The sequence below is a fragment of the Polyangium sp. y55x31 genome (assembly GCF_029946505.1).
Classification (GTDB): domain Bacteria; phylum Myxococcota_A; class Polyangia; order Polyangiales; family Polyangiaceae; genus Polyangium.
Genome location: NZ_JARZHG010000003.1, coordinates 508,495 through 531,730 on the forward strand (window position 1 = coordinate 508,495; position 23,236 = coordinate 531,730).

General features: G+C 68.5%; 21 protein-coding genes. 5 read left to right on the top strand and 16 right to left on the bottom strand.

Annotated features, from left to right (window positions below; genetic code table 11):
• Window positions 1-26: 26 nt before the first annotated feature.
• Window positions 27-1,952, bottom strand: a complete 1,926-nt coding sequence (locus QHF84_RS08335; protein WP_281312660.1) for a 2-hydroxyglutaryl-CoA dehydratase — start codon at window positions 1,950-1,952, stop codon at window positions 27-29.
• 26 nt (window positions 1,953-1,978) lie between these two features.
• Window positions 1,979-5,575, bottom strand: coding sequence for a BadF/BadG/BcrA/BcrD ATPase family protein (locus QHF84_RS08340; protein ID WP_281312661.1), 3,597 nt, complete (start codon window positions 5,573-5,575; stop codon window positions 1,979-1,981).
• Window positions 5,576-5,727: 152 nt separating this feature from the next.
• Here QHF84_RS08340 and QHF84_RS08345 point away from each other — a divergent pair, with 152 nt between their 5' ends.
• Window positions 5,728-6,390 (top strand): TetR/AcrR family transcriptional regulator, encoded by a 663-nt coding sequence (locus QHF84_RS08345; RefSeq protein WP_281312662.1) that lies wholly within the window; start codon window positions 5,728-5,730, stop codon window positions 6,388-6,390.
• 110 nt (window positions 6,391-6,500) lie between these two features.
• Here the strand turns inward: QHF84_RS08345 and QHF84_RS08350 are convergent, their stop codons facing one another.
• A complete protein-coding gene (locus QHF84_RS08350; protein ID WP_281312663.1) occupies window positions 6,501-7,244 on the bottom strand; it encodes a glutamine amidotransferase in 744 nt (247 codons plus the stop codon).
• A 69-nt stretch (window positions 7,245-7,313) separates the two neighbouring features.
• Between QHF84_RS08350 and QHF84_RS08355 the strand changes: the two genes are divergently transcribed.
• On the top strand, window positions 7,314-7,994 hold the full coding sequence (locus QHF84_RS08355) for a YkgJ family cysteine cluster protein (RefSeq protein WP_281312664.1): 681 nt from the start codon (window positions 7,314-7,316) through the stop codon (window positions 7,992-7,994).
• A gap of 11 nt (window positions 7,995-8,005) precedes the next feature.
• On the opposite strand, the gene QHF84_RS08360 is transcribed toward QHF84_RS08355, so the two are convergent.
• From QHF84_RS08360 to QHF84_RS08395, 8 genes are all read right to left on the bottom strand, one after another.
• A complete protein-coding gene (locus tag QHF84_RS08360; protein ID WP_281312665.1) occupies window positions 8,006-8,302 on the bottom strand; it encodes a hypothetical protein in 297 nt (98 codons plus the stop codon).
• A 17-nt stretch (window positions 8,303-8,319) separates the two neighbouring features.
• Complete coding sequence (locus tag QHF84_RS08365) at window positions 8,320-8,589, bottom strand: hypothetical protein (protein WP_136932474.1); 270 nt, start codon at window positions 8,587-8,589, stop codon at window positions 8,320-8,322.
• A 15-nt stretch (window positions 8,590-8,604) separates the two neighbouring features.
• Complete coding sequence (locus QHF84_RS08370; RefSeq protein ID WP_281312666.1) at window positions 8,605-8,895, bottom strand: hypothetical protein; 291 nt, start codon at window positions 8,893-8,895, stop codon at window positions 8,605-8,607.
• 11 nt (window positions 8,896-8,906) lie between these two features.
• Window positions 8,907-9,128, bottom strand: a complete 222-nt coding sequence (locus QHF84_RS08375; RefSeq protein WP_281312667.1) for a hypothetical protein — start codon at window positions 9,126-9,128, stop codon at window positions 8,907-8,909.
• Between the two features lie 167 nt (window positions 9,129-9,295).
• Window positions 9,296-11,686, bottom strand: a complete 2,391-nt coding sequence (locus tag QHF84_RS08380; protein WP_281312668.1) for a bifunctional serine/threonine-protein kinase/formylglycine-generating enzyme family protein — start codon at window positions 11,684-11,686, stop codon at window positions 9,296-9,298.
• Window positions 11,687-11,721: 35 nt separating this feature from the next.
• Window positions 11,722-12,375 (bottom strand): TlpA family protein disulfide reductase, encoded by a 654-nt coding sequence (locus QHF84_RS08385; RefSeq protein ID WP_281312669.1) that lies wholly within the window; start codon window positions 12,373-12,375, stop codon window positions 11,722-11,724.
• Window positions 12,376-12,443: 68 nt separating this feature from the next.
• Window positions 12,444-13,142 (bottom strand): hypothetical protein, encoded by a 699-nt coding sequence (locus QHF84_RS08390; protein ID WP_281312670.1) that lies wholly within the window; start codon window positions 13,140-13,142, stop codon window positions 12,444-12,446.
• On the bottom strand, window positions 13,139-14,398 hold the full coding sequence (locus tag QHF84_RS08395; RefSeq protein ID WP_281312671.1) for a vitamin K epoxide reductase family protein: 1,260 nt from the start codon (window positions 14,396-14,398) through the stop codon (window positions 13,139-13,141). The genes QHF84_RS08390 and QHF84_RS08395 overlap by 4 nt, the downstream gene beginning before the upstream one ends.
• 266 nt (window positions 14,399-14,664) lie before the next feature.
• On the opposite strand from QHF84_RS08395, the gene QHF84_RS08400 reads away from it, so the two are divergent.
• Entirely contained in the window at window positions 14,665-15,096 is a 432-nt protein-coding gene (locus QHF84_RS08400; protein ID WP_281312672.1) for a hypothetical protein, read from the top strand.
• Between the two features lie 158 nt (window positions 15,097-15,254).
• Here QHF84_RS08400 and QHF84_RS08405 read toward each other — a convergent pair whose 3' ends face one another.
• Complete coding sequence (locus QHF84_RS08405) at window positions 15,255-15,440, bottom strand: hypothetical protein (RefSeq protein WP_281312673.1); 186 nt, start codon at window positions 15,438-15,440, stop codon at window positions 15,255-15,257.
• Between the two features lie 177 nt (window positions 15,441-15,617).
• On the opposite strand from QHF84_RS08405, the gene QHF84_RS08410 reads away from it, so the two are divergent.
• Both QHF84_RS08410 and QHF84_RS08415 read left to right on the top strand, forming a co-directional pair.
• Window positions 15,618-16,409 carry an EF-hand domain-containing protein gene (locus QHF84_RS08410; protein WP_281312674.1) on the top strand — a complete coding sequence of 264 codons (792 nt, stop codon included), beginning with the start codon at window positions 15,618-15,620 and terminating at the stop codon, window positions 16,407-16,409.
• A gap of 34 nt (window positions 16,410-16,443) precedes the next feature.
• On the top strand, window positions 16,444-16,953 hold the full coding sequence (locus QHF84_RS08415) for a hotdog fold domain-containing protein (RefSeq protein ID WP_281312675.1): 510 nt from the start codon (window positions 16,444-16,446) through the stop codon (window positions 16,951-16,953).
• Window positions 16,954-17,228: 275 nt separating this feature from the next.
• Here QHF84_RS08415 and QHF84_RS08420 read toward each other — a convergent pair whose 3' ends face one another.
• The 4 genes from QHF84_RS08420 to QHF84_RS08435 form a co-directional block, all read right to left on the bottom strand.
• Complete coding sequence (locus tag QHF84_RS08420; protein WP_281312676.1) at window positions 17,229-18,746, bottom strand: hypothetical protein; 1,518 nt, start codon at window positions 18,744-18,746, stop codon at window positions 17,229-17,231.
• Window positions 18,743-19,642 carry a tetratricopeptide repeat protein gene (locus QHF84_RS08425; RefSeq protein WP_281312677.1) on the bottom strand — a complete coding sequence of 300 codons (900 nt, stop codon included), beginning with the start codon at window positions 19,640-19,642 and terminating at the stop codon, window positions 18,743-18,745. Before QHF84_RS08425 ends, QHF84_RS08420 begins: the two co-directional genes overlap by 4 nt.
• A gap of 79 nt (window positions 19,643-19,721) precedes the next feature.
• A complete protein-coding gene (locus QHF84_RS08430) occupies window positions 19,722-21,023 on the bottom strand; it encodes a serine/threonine-protein kinase (protein ID WP_281312678.1) in 1,302 nt (433 codons plus the stop codon).
• Window positions 21,024-21,119: 96 nt separating this feature from the next.
• Complete coding sequence (locus QHF84_RS08435; RefSeq protein ID WP_281312679.1) at window positions 21,120-23,108, bottom strand: DUF4215 domain-containing protein; 1,989 nt, start codon at window positions 23,106-23,108, stop codon at window positions 21,120-21,122.
• Between the last annotated feature and the right edge of the window lie 128 nt (window positions 23,109-23,236).

The following is a 23,236-nucleotide window of genomic DNA, read 5'->3' on the forward strand; positions in this document are numbered from 1 at the left end:
GGGGTCACGCGGTGGTCAAGACGGGATCATTCTGCGGCGATCGGCTCGTAGGTCGTCGTCCGGATCTCGGGGTTGTTCTCGAACACGGCCTTGCCCAAGAGCTGCTGCAGGAGCGGACGGAAGCGCTCCATGGCCTTGCCGCGCACGATGTCGCGGAGGACGAGCGCGTCCTCGCGCGCCTTCGCGATCGTCTCGGGATCCGTCGCCTTCCGATACACCTCGGCGATCGTCCCGGGCGCGTTCACGGCCACGTCGCGCAGCGCCTCGGCCGCGTGTTTGGCCTTGTCGATCACGCGCTCCGCGGCCGACTTCTTGATGAGCGGCGCCACCGCGTAGACCAGGTTCGCCGCCGTCCCCGCGACGCGGTGGGGCGGGTAGTAAAGCGCGCTCTTGTACTTCGGGTTCGCGTCGAGGAACGCGCGCACCTGCTCGATCGTCAGGCCCTCTTCGGCGAGCACGCGCTCGAGCTCCTGCTCGGCCGCGATCCGCGCCTTGAACATGTACATCTGGATGCGCGAGTAGAAGTTCGCCGCGCCGTCGCCGCTCGTCTCGACCGCGCAGAAGATCGTGCCCGGGTACTTCCCGGTGATCAGCGACTGCACGCCGTCCGAGACCCCGGACGAGGGCATGCATCCGAACGGCTTCACGCTCACCGTGATGTGCGCCTTCGCGCGCACCGTGTTCACGATCAGCTTGCCGACCTCCATGTGCCCTTCGCCGCCGCGCAGATCGTTCGAGTAGTAGTCCTCGGCCACCTGCGCGACGAGGTCCATGTCCGGCAGGTGATAGTCGTGCAGGCCGATCGGCTGCGCGAACGCCTGGAAGCCGAGCTTCAGCGCGCCCTCCGCGAGCCGCATCGTGGCGATCCGCTTCGCCACGTCGAACTCGCCCTGGTGGTCCTTGAGGCCCATCGTCCCCTCGTCCACGCCGCGCAGCACCTCGCGATCCTGCGTGTCGTGACGGACCTCCCACACGTTGTAGAGCAGCCACGCCGTCGTGAGCTGAATGTCGTTCTCGGCGCCTTCGCTCTCGAGGAACTTCTGGAGCTGGTAGTTGCCGTCGCCCTCCGTCGTCATCGCCCAGAACTCGCCGATGATCGACGCCTTCGCGCGCACGCGCAGCCGGTCGACCTCGATCGCCTCGAAGAGCTTGCGGCACTTGTAGAGCGCGACGAACACGTTCGTCTGGTCGTGCAGCGCCTTGTAGATGATGCGCTTGGCCTCTTCGAGCGCCTTGTTCGTCGCGCCGGGCACGACCTCGTAGGGCCGGATGCGGTAGCCGAGCGCGTTCAGCACGTCGCCACACACGATGCCCTTCACGATCCCCACGAAGAACGCGGGGTTCATGTCGATGCCCACGTCGTCGCCCGTCGCCTGCGAGAGGCCCCCGGTCTGCTGGAACAGCATCACCCGGAAGCCGTCGAAGCCCGCGTCGCGCAGCGCTTTGCGGTACTCCGTCACGTACATCCCGAAGCGGCAGGGCCCGCACGCGCCGGCCGTCAGGAACACGTAGTTCTTGACGACCTCCTCGCTGGTCAAACCCTTCTCGTCGCGGAGCTTGATCAGGTAGTTCACCAGGTTGCCGACGGTGAAGTACGTCGGGTTGCACTGGCCGCGGTTGCCGAACTCCTTGCCGACCTGCAGGCCTTCCTGGTCCGGACAGCCGATGTTCTTGATCTTGTAGCCGAGTCCGCCGAGCGCGCCTTCCACGAGGAAGTCCTGCGCCGCCGTGAGGCCCGAGATCAGGAGCGTCACGTTCTCGCGCTCGCTCCGCTTCACCTGCGGGTTGAGCATCGAGTCGACCCACTGCTTGCGCTCGGCCTTGATGCCGAGGCGCTCACGCTCCGCCTCCTCGAAGGCGCGGAGCTCGGCCTCGAGGGCCTCGTCGACCACGGACTGCTTCGCGCCGCCGTTCATGATTGGCAGCCGCGTCCTCTGCACTGCAGTTTCCATCGATTCCTCCCTGAACTCCTTCGACGTCAAACCGATACGACGCTGCCGTCGGCGCGCTTCTTCTTGAGTTGAACGAGGCCCTTCGGCGGCTCGGGCGGGGCCGGCGGGGGCGCCTCGTAGGCCCGCACCTTCGCCGAGAGCTCCATGATCTGCTTCTCCAGCTCCGGATCCGACATCCGCCGCTCCGCCTGCTGCTTTTGTTTGAGCTGCAAGAGCTCGAGCCGCTTCTTGTCGATGTTGTGCGAAAGCTCAGCCTTCTTCTTCGCGAGGTCTTCCAGCGACTCCTGGTAGAGCTTCAGGCTGTGCGCGTACGTCTTCACGCGGATCTTGATCGAGCCGCCGGGCTTGTTCGCGTCGATGTCGTGCAGCGCCGCGTAGGGCGTCGCGCTCGACGACACGATCCCGTCCACGATGCCGTACGTCGGCGCGTCGTGGCCGCACTTGAAGCTCGACAGATCGAGCAGCACGACGTTCGGGTGCCGCGCGGCGAACTTCACGGCCCACACCTTCTGGGCGCTGTTCGCCGAGTAGTTCTCCGGCCACACGTCGTTGATGTCGAGCGGGTGTTGTCCGCGCGCGTACTCCTCTTTGAAGTAACGGCGCAGGTACTCGTCGTCGCGCGGGATCGAGCGCACGCTGAGGATCGGGTAGCCGAGCACCTGGAACTCCTCCGGGATGCCGTGGTTCAGCCCCGGATCCGAGTGGTACGGCCGGCCGACCATCAGGATGGCCACGCGGTTCTCCGCCTCGACCGTCTCCAGGATCGCGCGCCCCTTCTCCTGCAGCTCGCGCTCGAACGCCGCGAGCGCCGCCATCGCCTCGCGATGCGCGTGATCACTCTCGTCCTCGGTGATCCCGAGTCGCGGACCCCAGCACTCGTACATGCGCCGCGCCGTGAGCAGCGGCTCGGCGAACGTGAGCGGCGGATCCAGGTACTCGATCCCGCGCGTCGCGAAGAAGTCGACCTCCTTCGTGAACGCCGCCTTCATCACGTCGGGCACGCCCGCGACGATCGGGCAGCTCGCGTTGTCCATCACGTTCTTCCCGAAGCTCGGCACGTGCGTGAGGATCGGGAAGAAGACGTACTTGAGCGGTTTCTCCGGCGTGTGGTGGTGGAACAGCAGGTTGTGGATGTGCGCCTGCGTCACCTTCGACGGGAAGCACGGATCGACCGAGCCGTACTTGCCGCCCTCGACCCACATCTCCTCGGTCGTCTCGTCGCTGAAGATCACGTTCTGCTTCGGGATCCCGAGCGCCTCGAAGTAGGCCCGGAAATACGGACCCGTCGAGTAGAGGTTCAGCACGCGTGGGATGCCGATGCGCGTCCGGCGCAGCCGCTCCTGCACCTCGGTGCCGCTGCGACGGAAGGGCCGCGTCGTCTCCACGCGACGCACGCTGAAGAGGCCCTTCTTCACGACGTGGTCCTTGATCGGCGTCCCGTCGGCGGGCATCGGGTTGCCCTTGTGGAAGCTCCTGAACGCGAGCTTCGACTCGTAGTCGACGCAGTTCGGGAACTGCTTCGCGATCTTCTTCCGCTCGGCCACGAGCGCGAGCATCGCGTCCTCGCTCTCGACCGTGCCCTTCTCGCAGGAGAAGCCCGAGATGTACCGCGCCGTCGAACCATCGGGCCGCTCGGCGTCGATGAACGTCCGCTTGCACTCGTTCGGGCAGAAGTGGCAGACGGTCTCCTCGTCGTTTTTCGTGTGGTACTTGAGGTCGATCGCGGCTTCGAGCCCGATGAACGTGCTCGTCCCGCGCCGCTTGATCACGCGCAGCGTCTCGAACGCCGCGCCGATCGCGCCGGCCTCGCCCGTGTGCGGGTGGACGAACACCTCCGCCTCCGGCACGCGCTCCTTGATGTAGTCGACCTGCGCCTTGACCGCGGCGAGGTTGTACTGCGTGCCGCCCTGCAGGACGAACCTGCGCCCGAGCGACGCGAGCCGCGGGATCTGCACGACGTACTGCCAGACGTTCTTCGGAAGGACCTGCGCGAGCCCCGCGAGCAGCTCCTCCTTCGAGAACCCTTCCTTCTGGAAGTTCACGCGATCCGTGTCGAGGAAGACGGCGCAGCCGTAGCTGAACTTCGGCGCGAGCTCGGCCTGGAACGCCGTGTCCGCGTACTCCGTCACTTTGAGGCCAAACTGATCGGCCATCGCCTGGAGCAGCATCCCGTTGCCGGCCGAGCACGAGTTCGAGAGGCGGAAGTTCGCGATGTCGCCGTTCTTCATGAACAGGACCTTGATGTCCTGCCCGCCGATGTCGCAGATGACGTCGACGTCGCCGAAGTACCGCACCGCGCTCATCATGTGCGCCACGGTCTCGACGATGTTCACGTCCGCGCGCATCGTCTCCTGCAAGACGTCCGCCGCGTAGCCCGTGGCCCCGAAGCCGAGCACGTCGAGCGTCGCGCCCTGGCCCTGCACGTAGTCGCGGAGCTGCGCGAGCAGCTCCTTCGTGTCCTGGATCGGGTTGCCCTTCGAGAGCTGGTAGGCCTTGCAGACGATCTCGCCGTCCTCGTCGACGAGCACCGCCTTCGACGACGTCGACCCGCCGTCCACGCCGATCACGCCGCGCACGACCTTCCCGGCTTCGAGCTGCATCGGCTTGAATCGCGGGATCGCGTACAGCTTGCGGAACTCGTCGACCTCGTCGTTCGTCCGGACGAGCGGCGGCCCCGCGCTCTCGCCGAGCCGCGCCTTGCGCCCGTTCTTCATGTAGTCGACGAGCCCATCCGTCCCCGCGTACAGGCCCACCTCGGCCGCCTCGCGCAGGCCGTACACGCACGAGCCGTACGCCGCGTAGTACTGCGCGTTCTCCGGGACGAAGATCGTCTCCTCGATCGGCCGATCCTTCGGCCACGCGTAGCCGCGCTCGTCCCACGTCTCGGGGATGCGCTTGCGCCAGCACTCCTGCAAGAACGGCAGGTACGTGTTCGGCCCGCCGAGCAGGATCACCCGGTGTTTCAAGGTTGACCCGCGCGTCAGTACGGACAGGTTCTGCAAGACGATCGCGTCCGCGAGCGAGCACAGGATCTCCGTCGACGGGATCCCGCTCTTCACGAGGTTCACGATGTCCGTCTCGGCGAACACGCCGCATTTCGCCGCGACGTGGTGCAGCTTCGAGTCGTCGAAGTGGATCTCGCGCACGACCTCGGGGGGCAAACCCACCTTGATCATGCACTTGTCGATCGTCGCGCCCGTGCCCGAGGCGCACTTGTCGTTCATCGACGGCGCCGCGGTCTTGTCGCCGGTCTTCTCGTCCTTCTTGAAGATGATGATCTTCGCGTCCTGCCCGCCGAGCTCGATCACGCTCCCCACGTCCGGATGGAGCTTCTCCACCGCGAGCGTCACGGCGTTGACTTCCTGGACGAACTTCGCGCCGAGCGAGGGGCAGAGCGGCGCCGCGCCCGAGCCCGTCATGAACACGCGCCACTCGGCGCGCGGCGAGTGCGGGAACGCCGCCTCGATCTGCTGGAGCATCTCCAGCACCTTCTCGGGCTGCTTGGTCTGGTGGCGCTGGTAGTCGCTCCAGAGGATTTCGAGCGTCCCTGGATCGAGCACGACGGCCTTCACCGTCGTCGAGCCCACGTCGATCCCGACCACCACCGGGTCACGTCTCTCCATGCGGTCCCTCTCCCGTGCCGTTTGCCGCCGACTGACTGTCCAGTCAGTCAGAATGGGGTAACATGGTGACCCGATCCCCGCAAGGCTGAGCCCGCTCGTCGGGCGCTCATCCGTTGTGCGCGTCACGCGGGCGAGGTGGTACAAGGCCCTTCATGGACAAGGGCGAGCGCCGCATGGACAAGGCCGAGCGTCGTCTCGAGCTCCTCCGTGCGGCTCGCGACGTCTTCGCGACGAAGGGCTATCACGCGGCGAAGGTCGACGACATCGTGGCCCGGGCGAGCGTCGCCAAGGGCACGTTTTATCTCTACTTCCCCGACAAGCGTTCGGTCTTCGTGGAGCTCGTCGACGGGCTCTTCTCGCGCCTCGGCGGCGCGATCCTCACCGTCGACACGCAGGGCGACATCGAGGCGCAGATCAAGCATAACATCCGCGGCATCGTGGCCGTCCTGCTCGACGACCCGGCGCTCACGCAGCTCTTGCTCTCCTTCGCGCCGGGCCTCGATCCCGCCTTCGCCGCGAAGATCCGCTCCTTCTACGACGGCGTGAAGACGTTGCTCCGCATGAGCCTCGACGAAGGCCAGCGCCTCGGCATCGTGGCCGAAGGCGACACCACGATGTACGCGACGTTCACGATCGGCGCCCTCAAGGAAATCTTCACCGAGAGCACCGACCGAGGCCAGGCCTGGCCCCGCGAGCAGCTCGTCGACCAGCTCTTCCGCTACCTGCAGCGCGGCTTCCTGCGCATCGACCGCGCCCCCGAGGCCCCCGTCTCCGTGCCCCCGAAGCCGCGCAAAGCCCGCAAAAAGAGCGCTTAGCGCCGGCAGACCGGCCGGTCATTCAACACCCCACGCGGGGTTCGTCCCGACCTGACCCGCGAGTCAGTTTTTACGGTGATGACGTAACGTCAGCGCGCGTGGCGCGCACGTCAGCGGGCGCGGCGCGGCAGGATGTGGCGGATGAAGTTGAGGAGCGTGCGCCGCCCGAACTCGCCCTCCTCGATCTCGGCGTGCAGCGACTCGACGGCAAAGCCCTCGCCCGCGAGGATCTCCCAGCGGTGCTCGATGTAGCCGCGCATCACGTCGGCATCGAGCTCGGGGTGGAATTGCACGCCGTAGCAGGTCTCGGTGAAGCGGATCGCGTGGTGGTCTTCGAGGTCGTTCTTCGCGAGCGCGGTTGCCCCGTGCGGCAGCCGCACGACCGTATCCACGTGCGTCACGTTCGCCCGGAAGACCTCGGGCAAGCCGTCGAAGATCGGGTCGTCCGCGAGCCTGTGGATCGCCCGCGTGCCGATCTCGCGGCCGCGCGGGTTTCGTTGCACCTCGCCCCCGAGCGCCTGGGCGAGAATTTGGTGGCCAAAGCAAATCCCGAACGTGGGCACGCCGAGGCCCACGACCTCGCGCAAGAAGCCCTCCGTGGCGAGCATCCACGGCTCGCGGTCGGGCACGTTCGCCGCCGAGCCGGTGATCACGAGGGCGGCGGCGTCGCGCATGTCCGGCGGTCCGCCCTCGCGGGCGTCGAACGTGTCGTAGCCGCCGCTCCAGGCGTCTCCGATGACGCCCGTGATGAGATCAGCGAACTCGCCGCGGCGCTCGCGCACCTTGGGCACGGGCTCGCCCGTCTTCATGATGTAAATCTTCCGGTTCGAAAGGTCCGAGCGCTCGGCTGCCATCCCTCCGATCATAATCACGTCGCCGGAAAACGTCCCCTCCCGGCGCCGCGCACGTGATAGGGCCTCGGCATGTCCGCGCCGCTCGTGGAGCGCCCCGTCTGGCGCAGGTTCCCGCCGCGCAGGCTCCTACGCGCGGCCGCCCACGTACGCGCGGGCGGGCTCGCCGCGATCGTGGACGACCGGGATTCGGTGCAGATCCTCCTCGGGCTGACCGAAGCGGGAAAGCTCACCGAACTCGGCCTCTCTGCCCTGCTCACCCTGGAGCAGCGGCGATTTCGGCGCGTGAAGACCGGCCCGGCGTCGGGGCTCGCCCTCGTGCGGGTCCGGCCGCGCTTCCGGCCCGTCGTGCTCGACTGGTGCGCGCGCGACACGCTCTTCGAGGGGCCGACGCGGGTGATGCCACTCGATTGCACGGCCTGCGCGGCCTGCTGCCACGACGCCGACGTGCGCCTCGACGCGCACGACCTCGCGCGCTTCCGTGCCGCGGGCCGGAGAGACCTCACGGGGCGGGCGTACGTGAAACGGTCGCGGGACGGGCGGGTCACGCTTCGTCTGGCCGACGATGGCCGGTGCCAATTGCTCGGCCCGGACAACCGGTGCACGATTTACGAGATTCGCCCCGGGGACTGCCGTGCATTCGTGGCCGGCAGCGAGGCGTGTCTTTCGGCGAGGCGGGAGACGCTCGGGCTCCGGGACGGAGCCGCGTGGGACGAGATCCTCGAGGCGTTCGATCGGGGCCCTCTCGATTGAGGGCCCTCGCATCAACGCTCGGGGAGGTCCTTGTTGAGCATCGCGTTCGCGGTGGTGTCGTCCACGCAGGTGAGCGTGTTGTCGGGGTTCAGCGTGCAGCGCTTGAGCTTCGAGTTCGTGTCGGAGCAGCCCTTGCCGAAGCCGGCGAAGCCGCTCGAGCACGTGCCCTCGAGGTAGGTCTGGTAAAGGACGGGCTTGCCGTCCGGGGTCGACATCCAGTGACCCGCGGTGCGGTAACGAACCTGGTTCGAGCAGCCGACGCCGGTCAGCAGGCAGAGCGCCGCGCAGGCCCAAAGAAGTTTCTTCATGGCGATCGCTCCTCCTGTCAGTAAATGCTCTCGGGAAGGACGTTGTCGAGCACCTTGGTCTCCTTGCAATTCGCGGAGCCGGTGTCGGTGACGTCACACACGGTGACGGAGAAGTTGAAGAGCTGCTTCTTCGTCGAGGGATCGACCTGGCCCGTGTTCTGGATGCGCTCCTGGTACACCTTCTCGGGACCGAGGAACGTCTGCGAGGTCAGGATCTTCGGCGGAGGCCCACACGCGACGCCGGCGAGCGCGAGCAGCGCGACGAGCGCGATACGAATCGATTTCATCGTGCTTCTCCTTTCTCAGCGGACGTTCGTCGTAGCGCCAGAATACGTGCCGCCCGCCTGCGGGCAGACGACATCGTTCGCGCCGTCACACGACAGCTTGCAGATCAGTTTGTCCCCCGTGTCCTGGCACAGGTAGAACTGGTGCGTCTTCTTCGCGAAGAAGAGGTAGTTCTCGAACTTGCTGACCTCGAGCGCGGTCACGGGGCTCTTCTGGTTGTCCTCGAAGCGGGTGATCGTGCGCGTGACACAACCCGTCGCGAGGGCCGCGAGGGCAAGAGAGGCGAGCGCCATCGGGATGCGGGACATGGTGACTCCTCTCAATCCTCGTCCTGCAGGACGAGCTGCATCGGTTTGCATCCGGAGAGCGCGCCGTCGGCGCCGACCTGGCACTTGACGACCTGCTGCGAGTTGCCCTGAACGACCAGGAATTTCATCTGGTCACGAGCGCTCGTGATCTGCGTGACGACCTTCGGAGGCGTACATCCGAAGGCGCCCGACAGCACCACGAAGGCGCCCGCGCTGAGTAGCCATTTGCTCATCTGCACAAGCTCCTGTGATCGCGCGGAGCCTGCGTGAGGCCCCCCGCCGCGTGTAGACCCTCGCCAACTTTTACGTCCATGTCAACGTTTTACCCCGTGCGCGTGGTGCCATGGAGCACGAGGACGTACCCAGGCGAACGCGCTTCAGGCAGGACGAAACGGGCGGATCAGGGCGTGGGCGTGGGTTCGGCCGGCGCGTCGAGCGCGCAGCGGAAGCCGATGGTGACGTGCGCCGCGCTCGGGACGACGCCGAGGCGGAAGCTCGCGCGGATGCGGCTCGCCGGGTCGAGGAAGCTGCCGCCGCGGACGACGCGCATGGGCACGCTGGTCGGGCCCTTGGGATCGGTGCCCGCGGGCGGCGGCGAGGCGTAGCCGTCGGCGACCCACTCGGCCACGTTGCCGCCGAGGTCGTAGAGCGCGTCGGGCGTGCGATCGAGGGGCCTGCCGCCCGCGGGGCACGTCGCCACGCCCTCGCTGCCCTCGACGCACTTGCCGTTGCGATCGAAGCAGGCGCGGTTGCACGTGGGCGCATTGTCGCCCCAGGGGAAGGCGCGGGCCGTGGTGCCACGCGCGGCGAGCTCCCACTCGGCCTCCGTGGGCAAACGGCGGCCGCGGAACGCGCAGTAGGCCTCGGCGGCCGCGTGCGTGACGCAGTTGATCGGGTGATCCGTGGCGTCACGCGAGTCGTTGCACTTCGGCGTCCACGCCTGGGCGAACTCCTCGGGCGAGGCCTTCGCCTCGGGATCTTCCTCGGCGTCGGCCGACGCCATGAGCTGCGCCGCGCTCTCGGCCGGCAGGACGACCTGCTTGGCCGAAGGACATTTCCCGGCCGCGACGCAGGCGCGGTACTGCCCCGTCGTGACCTCCATCGCGTCGAGGTAAAACCCCTTCGTGAGCGTCACCTGCCGCTGATCCGGGCCCTCGCCGAGCTTGGCCGAGGCCGGCGCGACGAGGACCATGTCCCGCGGCGGCACGAACGGCGCGGCCGCGGACGCCGAGGGCATCGCCGACGCGCTCGTGCTGGCGCTCGCGCTCGCGAGGGCCGTCGGCAGCGTGGTGTTGGGGCCGCCGGAGGGCGAGCCCTTCACGGTCGCCGTCGCGCTCGCGACGGGCTTTTGCGTGGGTTTGCCCTTGGGCGAGCCCATCGTGAGCAGCGTGTAGCCGAGCGCCCCGCCGCCCACGAGCAGCGCGCCGAGCAGCCACGGCCAGACCGGCTTGCCTTTCCCCTCGGCCGTCGACGTCGATTCGAGCCCCGTTTTTTCGGTGCTGTCCTTCGCGGGCGGCAGCGGCGTCGCGCCCGCGGGCGGCTGCTTCGGGCCCGTCTGCGAGGGCTGCGGCAGGCGCTCGCCGAGCGGCGTCTCCGCCATCGGATCACGATCCCGCGTGGTCACGGGGCCCGCCGGCTTCGCGCCCGGCTTCCCCACCGTGGGCGCGGCCTCGGTGGCGCCGAACGCGTCGCTGTTCCGGATGTTGCCCGTCGCGCGGTTCTGCTCCGTCGCCACGCCGAGCTGCTTCTTCTCGGCGAACTCGGCCGTCGAGAGCAAGCTGTCCGCGGCAGACTCCTGGATCGTCGGCGGGATGGAGCCCGCCAGTTTGTCCGGGGACGAGGCCCGGGCCGCGCCCTCGGCCGCCGCGGCCGCGACGAGCGCGTCCCAGAACGCGCCCGCGTCGGGGAAGCGGTGCTTCGGCTCTACGCTGAGCGCACGCTCGATCACGCGCTCGACGGCCTCGCTCACGTTCGCGCCTCGCGCGCGTGGCGTCGGCCGCATGCTCGGATCCGCCGCGATGATGTAGAGCTCCGTCGGATCGTCGCCTTCGAGCGCTTTGCGCGCGCTCACGAGCTCCACGAAGATCAGCGCGAGCGCGAACACGTCGGTCCACGGGCCCGTGGCGCCGCGTTGCTTGTTGAACTGCTCGGGCGCGCCGTAGCGCGGCGTGAACGCGGTCGGGCCCTGCCTCGTCGCGGCGAGCGCCTCGGTGAAGCTCGCGTGCTCGGTGAGCACCTTCGCGATGCCGAAGTCGAGCACCTTCACGGTGCGCTTGCCGCCGACGTCCGTGACGAAGAGGTTCGCGGGCTTGACGTCGCGGTGCGCGATCTTCTGCGCGTGCGCCACGGCGAGCGCGCGCGCCGCCGGTTCGAGCAGCGCGATCGCCTCGGCCGTGCTCATGCCGCCGCGGCTGCTCTGGTGCTTGATGAGCTCGCCGAGCGTCTCGCCTTCGAGCCACTCGAGCACGAGGTACGGAACCCACGTGCCGTTTTGCGTGACGAACGCGCCGACGTCGAGCGCCTGCACGATCCCGGACGTCACGCGCGAGAGCCGATGGAGCAGCCGCCCTTCTTCGCGGAGCTGCTCGAGGAACTGCGCGCGTTGCTTCTCGCCGAGCTCCGCGGGCAGCTTCAAGCACTTGATCGCGATGCTCTCGCCGAAACCGATGTGCTCGCCGCGGTACACCACGCCGAAGCCGCCGTCGCCGATCACCTGGGTGACGCGGTACTTGCCCTCGATGGTGGTGCCGCAGAGCTGGAAGGGATCGCGGTTCTTTTCGGGCTCCGACATGGGCGGCTAGCTCTTACCGCTTCCGGCGCCGCGCGTCATCGCTTCGCGCTGACGATGTCGGAGATCGCTTGGTAGTCGGACTCCTCGACGGCCCCCTGGATGAGGCAGGCGAGCTGCCCGCTCGGCGCGATGAGGGCGTGGACGGGGAGGTTGCCCGCGTCCTTGACCCCGAGGGCCGAGATCCAGGTGTCACGACCGCCGCCCTCGGGCAGCCAGTAGGACGCGCGCACGCCGGCCTCGGGCTGGGCTTCGAGGAAACGCGAGAGCTGCCGTTCGTCGTCGTCGAGCGAGACGAACGCGAGGTCGATCATCACCCCGGCGTTGCGCAGGCGGCTCTGGAAGTTCTGGAGCCTGGGCATTTCTTCTTTGCACGGCCCACACCAGGCCGCCCAGAGGTTCACCCAGACCCATTTGCCGACGCCGAACGAAATGCTTCCGGGCAGCGCCGTCGCGCCCGGGGCCGCGGCGGTCTTGAGCGAACCCTTCGGCGCCGGGCGCGCCGTCGTATCGGCGCAGAGCTTGCGAGGCGCGGCGGGCGCGGCGCTCGGCTTCGCGGAGGGCGTGGCCGAGGCCGGGTTCGTCGCGGCCGCCCCGTTCGGGGCCGTGACCGCATTGCTGCGGCCCGTCACCGGCGGCTCCGGTTTTGCCGTTCCTCCGTTTTCGCACGCCGCGACGGCCAGCGAGAACATGCACGCAGTGAGCAAGGCGCGGGGGTTTGGGGGCAGAGGCCGGCCCGCAGGGCTGGCCGGAGCCCCCATCACAATTGACAATCGACCCATGACACGAACGCGCTCCGGTTGATCGCCTCCGCGGCGCAGGGCTTGCCTTTCCGCGAGACATTCCATTCGCAGTATTCCTTGCCGAGCTGGGCGAACTCGTTGCCGAGCCAGAGCAGGCCCACCTGCTTGTCGAGATCGGGCTCCTTGAACTTGTCGCCGATGTGGAAAAACGCGCTGTTCGCGCGCTTGTGCGAGAGCGACCGGTTGAAGTCCGGCGTGCCCGTCTTCGAGGCGCGCGCCACGATGAAGAAATACCGGGCGCCCTTGCGCTCGACCCAGAGCTCCTCGAGCATCTTCTTGCCGTCGTCGTCGAGCTTCTCCGAGCCGTCGTCGTACATCACGACGCCCCCGCGCTCCTTCAGCGGCGTGAAGAGCGCGTTGAAATCGTCGTCGCTGATCGAGGCGAGCGTCTTCACGTCGGCCGGCTGGCAGCCGCGCCGCGCCGCCCCGCCTTCGAGACCACACGCGTGAATCACGCGCGCCAGCACTTCCTTGAACTTCGGCGTGCAATACGGCGCCTCCGCGTCGTTCGCGATCGCCACCGCGGGCTTCACCGACTCCGCGATCCCCGTCTTCAGCCGCTCCGCCGAAGATTTTACCTCTGCGTGCACCGCGAAGGCGGACCCCGCGAGCAGCGTGCACCCGGCCACGATTCCGATGATTCCAGCGTATTTCATGGAAGCCTCAGGTCCGGCGCGAGCTTGCGGATGCTGTAGGCGAGGCCGATGTCGCTGTCCTCGTCACAGAGCCGCGTGTCGCCGAGGAAGAGCTGCGGCGTCGAGACCTGCAGCTTGTTGTCCACGATGTAGCGGAGCATTTTATCGAGCCGAAGCTTCGTGTCCTTCGAATCGATGCACGCGTCGAGGTTCGCCCATTTCTCCCGGATCGCCGCGCGCACGGTCGGCAGCCCCGCCGGCGACTTCGCGCCTTCGAGGAGCCGATCCTGGTTCTCGTAGGCCCATTCGAGCACGTCGACCGCGCGGTTCTCCCCGCAGAGCACGGCTTTCGAGACCAGGCAGGCGCCCGGGTGCAGCGGGCGGTCGAGCATCCAGTTGCACTCGTTGTCGAGCGGGAAGAGCACGAGCGTCGTGTCGAGGCGCTCGAAGATCCCGTCGGCCTCGAGGCGCTTGTGGAAGGCCTTGCACGTCGGGCAGAGCGGATCGACGAAGAGCGTCGCTTGTTGTTTGGCCCCGGCCGGCGTGTGCTTGAGGAGCGCGTTGTTCGGCTCGGTTGGCTTCGCGAGCTTGCCGCAGCCCGTGATGTACGAGGCGTAGCTCGGCAGCGCGCTCAGGTAGAGCAGGGTCGGCGTGATCGTGAAGATCCCGAGCGCCGCGAGCCAGGCGGGCACGAACCAGAGCGAGCCCACGGGCCGCCCGCCGCCCCCGCCTTCCGCGCCGCCCTCGGGCTTGTCCGCCGCCGGCGCCGCGCCGCCCTTGCGGGCATCGAGCAGGATCACGACACCCGCGATCGCGAGCAGGACGGACGAGATGTAGATCCCGACGCAGGTCTTGCAGTACTGCCCGAGCTTGAGCGCCGAGATCGCGAACATCAGCGCCGAGACGAGGAGGGGCGTGAGGCTCACGGCGCCGAAGAACTGGGCGGCGCGGCGCGGGGCCCGGGGCCCGGCGAGCAGGAGGTAGAGCGCGTAGGCCGCGAAGAACGCGAAGGCGCCGACCGCGAAGAGCGAGATCGGGATGCCGCCCCAGTACCGGTCGCGGAAGAGCGCGGAGTACGGGCTGTACATGGCCGCGCGGCAAGCGCTCTCACCCGCCCCGCCGGAGGAGAGCCCGGGGACGAACGAGCAGTGGATGTCGTGGACCTGGCGGTCGAGGTGCTTCGAGTAATCGAGCGTCGAGAGGCCGCCGAAGACGAGCCCGATCAGCGATGCGACGAGCGCGAGGGCCGAGGGCCAGCGACGAGGTGCGCCGGACATGTCGAGGGCTTACGCCGGAGACCCCGGCCCGTCAAACGGTCTCTGGAGTGAGCAGGGACCGGCGTGGGCTTGCGGCCGAGCGTTCCGGGTCTGCGCAGACGGGCATGCTGGAAAAGGAGCGAGCGTCCGCGATCCGTCTCGGTTCTGGACGGCACCACCGTTGCGAGGCGGGGAGGGCGGAGGCCCACCGGGACCTCGGGGGGGGAACCAGGCTCGTCATGGCCCGGCTTCCCGAGCGTCGAATGGGTCGGAGGAGACGGAAAGCCATGAAGAAACTCTTTGGTCTGATGGCCGCGGCCGCTCTCGCCACCACGGCGGGGCTCGCGATGGCCGAGGAAGGCGCGCAGCAGCAGCAGCAGCCGCAGCAGGGGGCCGCGCAGCAGCAGCAGCAAGGCGCCGGGCAGCAGCAGGGCATGCAGCAGCACAAGCAGCAGCAGCAGCGCGGCCAGAAGATGGCGCAGGCCGGGATCGGGCGCCACGAGGTGACGGGCCGCATCGTCGACATCGACAAGCAAAAGGGCGACGTCAAGGTGCAGACGGATCGAGGGCAGCTCGATTTCTATTTCCCGCCCGCTTCCCTCCAGAACTACAACCAGGGGGATGAGGTGCGGCTCGACGTGGTGCTCCGCCCGGCCCAGCCGCAGCAGCAGCAACAACGGCAGCAGGGCCAGCAGCCGAAACAGCAGCAGCAAAAGTAGGAGGACGGCGGCCAGTAGCTCCCGTTTCTCCGGGCGAACACAGGGGAGCGGCGCGTCTCGCGTCGGCTCCCCGTTTCGTTTGTCCTGGATGGTCATTGCCCAAAAAAGAGGGACCGGCGATCACGCGCCGATCCCTCGCGTCCGCCGCCTGCGCTCGCTCAGCGGCTGCTCTTCCGGCCGCTGCTTTGCTCCCGTTGCTCCTGCTCGCCGCCGCGGCCCTCCTCGGCCTCGTGCCCTTTTTGCACGAGCTCGCGCTCGCGTTGCCCACCCTTCTCGCCCCCGAGCCGACCGGCCTCTTGTACCGTCATCGAGCCCTTCTCCTGGTCCTTCTTCTGCTCGGCCATGACAACCTCCTTCCGACCGCGCTGCAAGGTCGGGGCCGCGATCCCGAGCCTGCCGCGCCTGCGCGAGCGCGCCCGCGTGAAGCCCGCCCCGGGCACCACAATTGCCGCGGCATGTCGCGCGCGGCGCGCGCCCACGAAGGGCGTGTGCCGCGACGAACCGACCAGAGAGAGGGAGCCATGGCAGCACGGAGGTTCACGCAAGGGATCGTCGCGCTCGGGGTGATCGCGGCGGCGAGCGTGGCAGGAGCCCAGGAGCAGCGTGGGGAAGGAGGAGACATCCTCGACCGCGCCTTCGTCGGGCTCGACGCGAACCAGGACGGGAGGATCGAGCGGTCGGAGGCGGAGTCGCAGCTCAACATGCTCGTCGGCGCCGTGTTTTTCCAGGCCGACACGGACGGCGACGGCGTGGTGTCGGCCGACGAGGCGCGAGAAGCGTCGGCGTCGATGCCAGCCTTGTCGCGGGTGCTCGGCGCGGTGACGGGACAGATGACCGGCGAGTCGATCGACGCGCTGGAGGCCCGGATCGGCGTCACCTGGGGCGAGTCGATCTCGGCCGCGCAGGCGCGCGAGGCGAGCGAGCGCGCGGTCGACGCGCTCTTCGGCGCGGTGGACAAGGACGGCGACGGGACGATCTCGCGCCGTGAGCTGCACGAGGGCGCCGCCGCGTTCGCCGCGCGGATGGCGACGAGCGCGTTCGAGAAGGCCGACACGAACGAGAGCGGCACGCTCGACGAGAGCGAGTTCGAGGCGGCCATGCTGGTGCCGGCGCGCGCGGCGTTCGCGGCGGCGGACGAGAACGAGGACGGCGAGCTCACGCCGGAGGAGGCTCAGGCCGCGACGGCGCTCCTCGGGAGCTGGGTCTCGCTCGTGCCGGCGGCGGCGGGGCAGACGCAGGGCACGAGCCCGGAGCTCGAGCGGCGGATGCGGGAGCGGATGCGGCCGGAGGGCAGGGGACGAGAGCCGCGTTGACGCGCGGGGAGGGGCCTTGCTACCACGCGGGGCCATGTCCCTTCAGCCGTTCGACGAAGCGTTTCTCGCCGACCTGCCTTACGACCCGGAGGTCCTGCTCTTCGACGCGATCGTCGAGCTCGATCCCGCCGGCAAACGCGTCGTCTGCCGGATGCCCACGGACAAACCGTTGCCGTTCACGACCTCGCAACGAGCGCACCCGGTGCGCCACCCGCGGCACGTGGCCGGCGCGACGATGGTGCACGCGTCGGGGATGCTGGGGTTCATTCATTCGTATTACCTGCACGGAATGCGGCACGCGGCGGGCTGGATCGGATACGGGACGCACCTCTACCAGGTGGTCTTCCGCAAGCTCGTGCCGCCGGGCGAGCCGATCATCGCGACCTGCCGCGAGGTGCGCGCGCGGCGGGGCGCGACGAAACAATTCGTGCGTTATGCCTTCGAGTTCCGGCACGAAGGTGACCTCTGTTACGAGGGGGAGCAGAGTGCGGTGTGGATGAAGGTGGGGGAGGGGGACCCGATCGTGATGGATGCCCCGGAATGAGGGCCCCGCGCTGGGTCCCCTGCTCCCGGAACCCGATCCCCGCCTCCCGGGACGTGGATCCCCCCCTCCGAGACCCAGATCCCCGCCTCCCGGCACCGATCCCCCGTATCCGATCGTACAATCCCCCGGTCCGGAGACCTGATCCCCCGGTCCGGATGTGAGATCCCCCGGTCCGGACGGGTGATCCCCCGGGGGGAATCGGGGGCCGGAGCAGGGGAGGGGGCTTCAGGGATGGCCGCAGGGGCCGCGAAGCACGGGGCGAGCCCGCGCGTGACTCACGGCGAGAGCTTCATCAAGAAGATATCGTCGTACCCGGTGCTCTTGAGCTCCGTGGAGCCGAACGTGATCTTCCCGTCGAACGATCCCACGAAAATCGTGTTCCCCTTCGAATCGACCGCCATTCCCTCGGTCACCTGCCTGGGCCCGTCCCCGAACCGTTTGGCCCAGATGTACTTTCCGTTCGGATCGAGCTTCAGCGCGAAGAGATCGTAATCCCCTGTGCCGATCCCGCTGTTCACGAGCGCGTCGTCGCCGGTGAACTGAAGGACGCCGGTATAACTGCCCGTGACGATCACGTTGTCGTCGGCGTCGACCCCGATGGCCTTCCCTTCCTGCGGGCCGATGCTTCCGGCGCGGAAGCTCCAGAGGTGCGCCCCGTCGGGAGCGAATTTCGCGACGAACAGGTCCGGATCGCCGTTCGCCGGGGTCGAGAGCTGCTCTCCACCGAAGCTGATGGTGCCTGCCATCTCGCCGGTCAGAAGAATGTTGTTTTGCGAATCGATCGCGAGGGCGCGGCTGCGTTGCTCGGTATTCGCGGCGCCGAAGACCTTTTGCCAGAGCGGCGCCCCGTTCGTGTCGAATTTCGCGAGCAGCATGGCGCGGCTGCCCGGGCTCGCCTCGTCGGACAGCGGCGCGCCGAGGCTCATGTTGCCCGAGAAGGCCGTCTCCAGGACGATGTTGTCCTGGTGATCGAGCACGACGCGGCAGAGCAGATGGTTCGGAGAGCCGCCCGGGTTCCCATTGCCGAGGCGCTTGCTCCAGAGCGGGTTGCCGTCCTTGTCGAGCTTCGCGAGGAAGACGTCTCGACCGCCCATCGCGTTGATCAACTGGCCCGGGGCGAACTCCAGCGATCCCTCGAAATACCCGGCGATGATCGTATCACCCTTCGAATCGACGGCGATCGTCGTCGCGAGCTTCGGCTGCTGCACGCCGTCCCCGAATCCCTTCGCCCACACGGGCGCGCCCTCCGGGTTGAGCCGCACGACGAACACGTCGGACTGGCCGCCGGTGCTCGGGAGCTTGACGCCGTTTGGCAGCTCGAGCTCCCCCTCGAACGAGCCGGCGAGGAAGATGTTTCGATCGGGGCCGACGGCGACGGCGTTGACGAACTGGGGCTGGAAGTCGCCGGACCGGACGGACCATTGAAATCCGCCCATCGCGTCGAATTTGGCCAGGTAGATGTCGCCGTTCCCCGCATGCGGCAGCTCGTCCGTTCCATTGAACGAGAAACCACCCTCGTAGTTCCCCACGAGGAGGATGGTGTCGTCCGTGGGATCGAGAGCGACGCCCGAGGCGCGCTGGTGGTTGAACTGGGCGCCGAACGACTTTCCCCATTGGACGTCGCCCGTCGCCGCGCCGCCCGCTCCGCCGGCCCCGCCGCCGCCCGCGCTCGACGAGCTGCCTTGTCCGCCCGCGCCCGCGCCCGCGTCGCGCTCGGGCGACGGGACCGCGTCGGGCGTGAGGCAAGCCGCGAGGAAGATGGCCGACGAGCCCAGAACGACGATGGATTTCATTGAAATCGACCCCCGATGGCTGCACCTGCGACGTTTGGTCCGATCCACGGGACGACCACGGGCCCCGCCGACGTCCCCCGGGACGGCGACCGGGACCCGAGGACGAACCCCGTCACCGCCGCGCCGAGCGCCACCACGCTCCCGGCGCCGAGGCCCACGAAGAGCGCGAAATCCCGCTTTTTGCGGGCGTTGTCGTCCGTGGGATCGTATTCCGAGAGCGGCGGGCACCCGCCCTCGAGGTCGCCCTTGCAGCGCCCCTCCTGCCGCCCCTCGACGCGGGCCTGGTCGATGCGGAAGGCCGCGGCCGCGACGCCGAGCGCGACGCCCCCGCCCGCGGCGGCCCACGCCCAAGCCGGGATACGCCCGCCGCCCGGCGTGGCCGCGTCGCCGCTCTCGGGTTCGAGCTTGATCGCAATCTCCTCCGTCTTGCCCTCGGCCGCGGTGAACGATTTCCGGATCGCGCGGAACCCCGGCGCTTGCACGGCGATCGTCTGCGGGCCCGGGTCCACGGGAATGACGCTCCCGAGCATGGCCGCGGGCACCTCCTGGCCATTACGCGTGATGTAAAGGCCGGCGGGCGCGTTCACGATCGTGAGCTTCACGCGCGGCAGCTTCGGCTCGATCTGGGTGATGCCTTCCTTCGCGATCGTCTCGAGCGCGCTTTTCCGCTCCGCGCCGGGCGTCTCCTGATTGAGCACGAGCGCCTTCTTGTAAGCGGACCACGCTTTGGCGAGCTTGCCCTCGTGCTCGTAACATTTCGCGAGGTTGAGCATCGTGCTCGGCGCCGAGTACACCATCAAGCTCGCCTCGAATTTCGCGCAGCCGGCGGCCCAGTCGCCCTTTTCCACGAGCTCCCGCGCGCTCTCGAAGAGCGCGAGCGCCGCGGGATCCGGCACGCTGGGCTCCGCGGCGGCCGCGGGACGGGCCCACGCGGCCGCCGCGAGAAGGCCGAGCCAAGCGGCGCGCCGGGAGTGCCTAGAGAGTCTTGAGCTGATCATAAACGGATGGCTTGCGGGCTGGCTTGGACAGAGGTTTGCCGCGAGGCGAAGCCGAAGCGCCGGCGGCCGGCGCGGTCGGGGCTGCCGTGGCCGTCACCGCGACCGGGACCATCTCGACGGTCACGGGCGGCGCCTGCGGGGATGGCAGAGGCTCGGGCGGCGCCGCGTTCGGGCTCGCGGCCGGGGCCGCATTCGTGGTGTGGGTTTCCTCCTGCGCGGGCCGCCGCGCGAAAAGGAAGACGAGCGACGCGCCGAGGAGCAAGGCGAGGAGCGCGACGACGGCCGCCACGCCGGCCTTCGACGAGGGTTTGTCCGAGGCGATTGCGGCCGCCGGGGCGAGGGCCTGTGGCCGGTGCCCCTCGGCCTCCAGAGGCGACGGATGCGAAAGGCCGAGCGCCGCCGCGAGCGCGGCGATCTCCTCGGAAGCGCGCTCGAACCGCACGGAAGGCACGATGTCGGTTGCCTGGGCAAACCACGCGTCGAACGCCTCGGGGAGCGTCACGCCATATCGCTTCGCCCGTTGCGTCGGCGGCTCCTTCGCGCCCTGCATCATCGTCATCAGGAACGCATAAACCGTCTCGCTCGTCTTCGACTCGTCCATCCAATACGGATGCCCGACGAGGAGCGCATACGCGATGTGCCCGAGCGCATACAGATCGGAGCGCGGCCCGATCGTCCCGTCGCCCGTGATCTGCTCGGGCGACATGTACGGGGGCGTGCCGAGATTGCGGGTTTGTCGGTCCGCAGCCTCGCTTTGCGCCACGATTTTGGCGATGCCGAAATCGAGCACCTTCACGCGCGGCGAGCCGTCGTCGCGGCGCGTGACGAAGAGGTTCTCGGGCTTGAGATCGCGGTGCACGATGCCCGCGGCGTGGGTCTTGTCGAGGGCACGCGCGACCTGCCAGAGCAGCGCCACGACCTCGGCCGGCGCGAACCGGCCGCGATCGTGGAGGAGCGTCGCGAGGTCGTCGCCCTGGAGGAGCTCCATCGTGAGGAACGGCGCGCCCGTCTCGGGATCGACGCCGGCGTCGAAGGTCTCGACGAGGTGCTCGCTCACGATGTCCGCGGTGATCGTGGCTTCGAGCTTGAAGCGCTCGCGCATCTCCTCGTTCTGGATGATGCTCGGCAGCATCACCTTGAGCGCGCGCCGCCGCCGCGTCTTGAGGTCGACGACCTCGTAGACCACGCCCATCGCCCCGGCGTTGACGGAACGCACGATCTGGTAGTGACCGTGGAACGTCGAGCCTGCCGGTAGCTCCGATCGCGAGAGAGCGTTCACGCGAGGCCATCGTACTCCGGCCTCGCGCGGCGGTTCAAGAAGGAGGAGGCGCCGGGGGAGTGCTCATGGCGATTGCCGGCGCCCTCGGGACGCGTTTCACTTGGGCGATTCCATCACGCATTTCTGATCGCAGCCGTCGCCCGGCGTCTTGTTTCCATCGTCGCACGACTCGAAGCCCGTCTGCACGATGCCGTCGCCGCAGCGGGGCCCGAGCGTGCAGCCGGCGGCGCATTCGCCGTAGCCGCCGTCGTTCGTCCCGTCGTCGCAGAGCTCGCCGAAGAGGCTGTCGATCTGGCCGTCGCCGCAGGACGCGGCCGTCTTGCAGCCCGGCGCGCATCCATTGCCGTACGGGGTCAAGTTCACGCCGTCGTCGCACTCCTCGTTGCCCTCGGCCTGCACGATTCCATCGCCGCAATACGGGCCCTTCTTGCAATCGGGCGTGCACGAGCCGTAGCTGCCGTCGTTCGTCCCGTCGTCGCAGGCCTCGTTCGGCGTGACGGTGCCGTCGCCGCAGACGCTCTGGCAGGTCGATTTCGTGTTCACGAAATTCGAGAGCGTGAGCCGATAGTTCGATTGCGACGTGTGCCGCTCGGCCTGGAGCACGACGGTCTCGTAGATCTTGCCGACCTCGAGCCCGAGCTCCAGCGCCTTCGCCGCGTTGAGCAAGACGCTCCCGGAGAGCGCCCCGTGCACGCCGCCGAGGTTCACCGCGAGCCGCTTGTTCACGAAGACCCACACGTCGTCGTCGCCCGTGAAATCGAGCTGCTCGTTGCCCTTGTACTCGAACCAGTACCGGACCTCGCTCGTGAAATGGAAGTTGTTCGCGTTCCCCTCGTTGCCGAAGGCGATGCCGTTCAGCGGGAAAAACGTCGAGTCGTCGAACCGGTACGCGCCCGAGGGCAACTGGGTGAGCGTGAGCTTCTGCAGGACCGTGAAATTCACCCCCGCGACGTCGCGGTACCATTGATCGAAGTTCGCCTTGCCCGAGGTGGTCGGCGTCGTCGGGTTGCCCGCGTAGACGGGCTTGCCGTCCGGGCCGAGCATGGTCTGCACGATCCCGAGGTCGCTGCCGCTGAAGTTCTCGAAATCGGGGTGCGCGATCTTGAAGTCGCGCAGGACGATCGGGATCTCCAGCGTATTGCCCGCGTTCTGCGCGACGTCCTGGCAGGAAAAACCCGGCTCGATCTGGCAGGTCGAGGAGCAGCCGTCGCCGTCCGCGCTATTGCCGTCCTCGCATTGCTCGTTGTCGCCCGGCAGCTTGAGGCCGTCGCCGCAGGTCGATTTGCACGCGCCCATCGTGCAGTCGGGCTCGCGCTGGCAGAACGGCGTGCAGCCGTCGCCCATGTCGTTGTTGCCGTCGTCGCAAGGCTCCTTGCCCTCGACCACGGCGTCGCCGCAGACGGTGGGCTTGCAAGGCATGCCGGGCGGACAAACCCACCCGACCTCGAGCTGGCAATTCGCGTCGCAGCCGTCGCCGGCCGCCACATTGCCGTCCTCGCACTCCTCCTTGCCCGCGAGGATGCTGTCGCCGCACGCGGCCGCCTGGCAGGCCGCGCCGATGACGGGGCATTGCCAGCCGAGCTCGACCTGGCAAAGCGCGTCGCAGCCGTCCCCCGGCGCCGCGTTCGTGTCGTCGCACGTCTCCGCGCCCGTGACCTTGCCGTCGCCGCAGACGACCGTGCTCACGCAGGCCATGCCCGGCATCGGGCACGCGTAATCCTTCTCGATCGCGCTGCAATCGTTGGAGCAGCCGTCCCCCGCGTCCACGTTGCCGTCGTCGCAGACCTCCCCCGGCTCGATGATCCCATTGCCGCACACCGGCCCGCAGGGCCCGCCGTCGCAATCGCCGCCGCTGCTCCCCGCGCCGCCGGCGCCCCCCACGCCGCCGGAGCCGCCGGAGCCAACGAAGAAGCCCCCGTCCCCGCCCTCACCGCCGCCGCCGGAATCGCCGCCGTCAGGCGCGCCGCCGCTCCCCGTTCCGCCCGGCGTGCCGGGGTTTTCCCCGCCTCCGCAGCCGGCGGCGATGGCGCCGGCGAGAGAAACGGCCGCGAGGGGGAGGAAAATCAAGGCGTGTTTGCGTCGCATGGGCAAGCTCCTTTGCTGGGGGGTGGGTGTCCTTTGGGGACAATCATGGAATATAGCGCGAACGGGCGAGCTTGCTCGCGCGTGGCAAGGGCTTGACGGTTCTCCGGGCTCGCTCTAGCCCGAAGAAC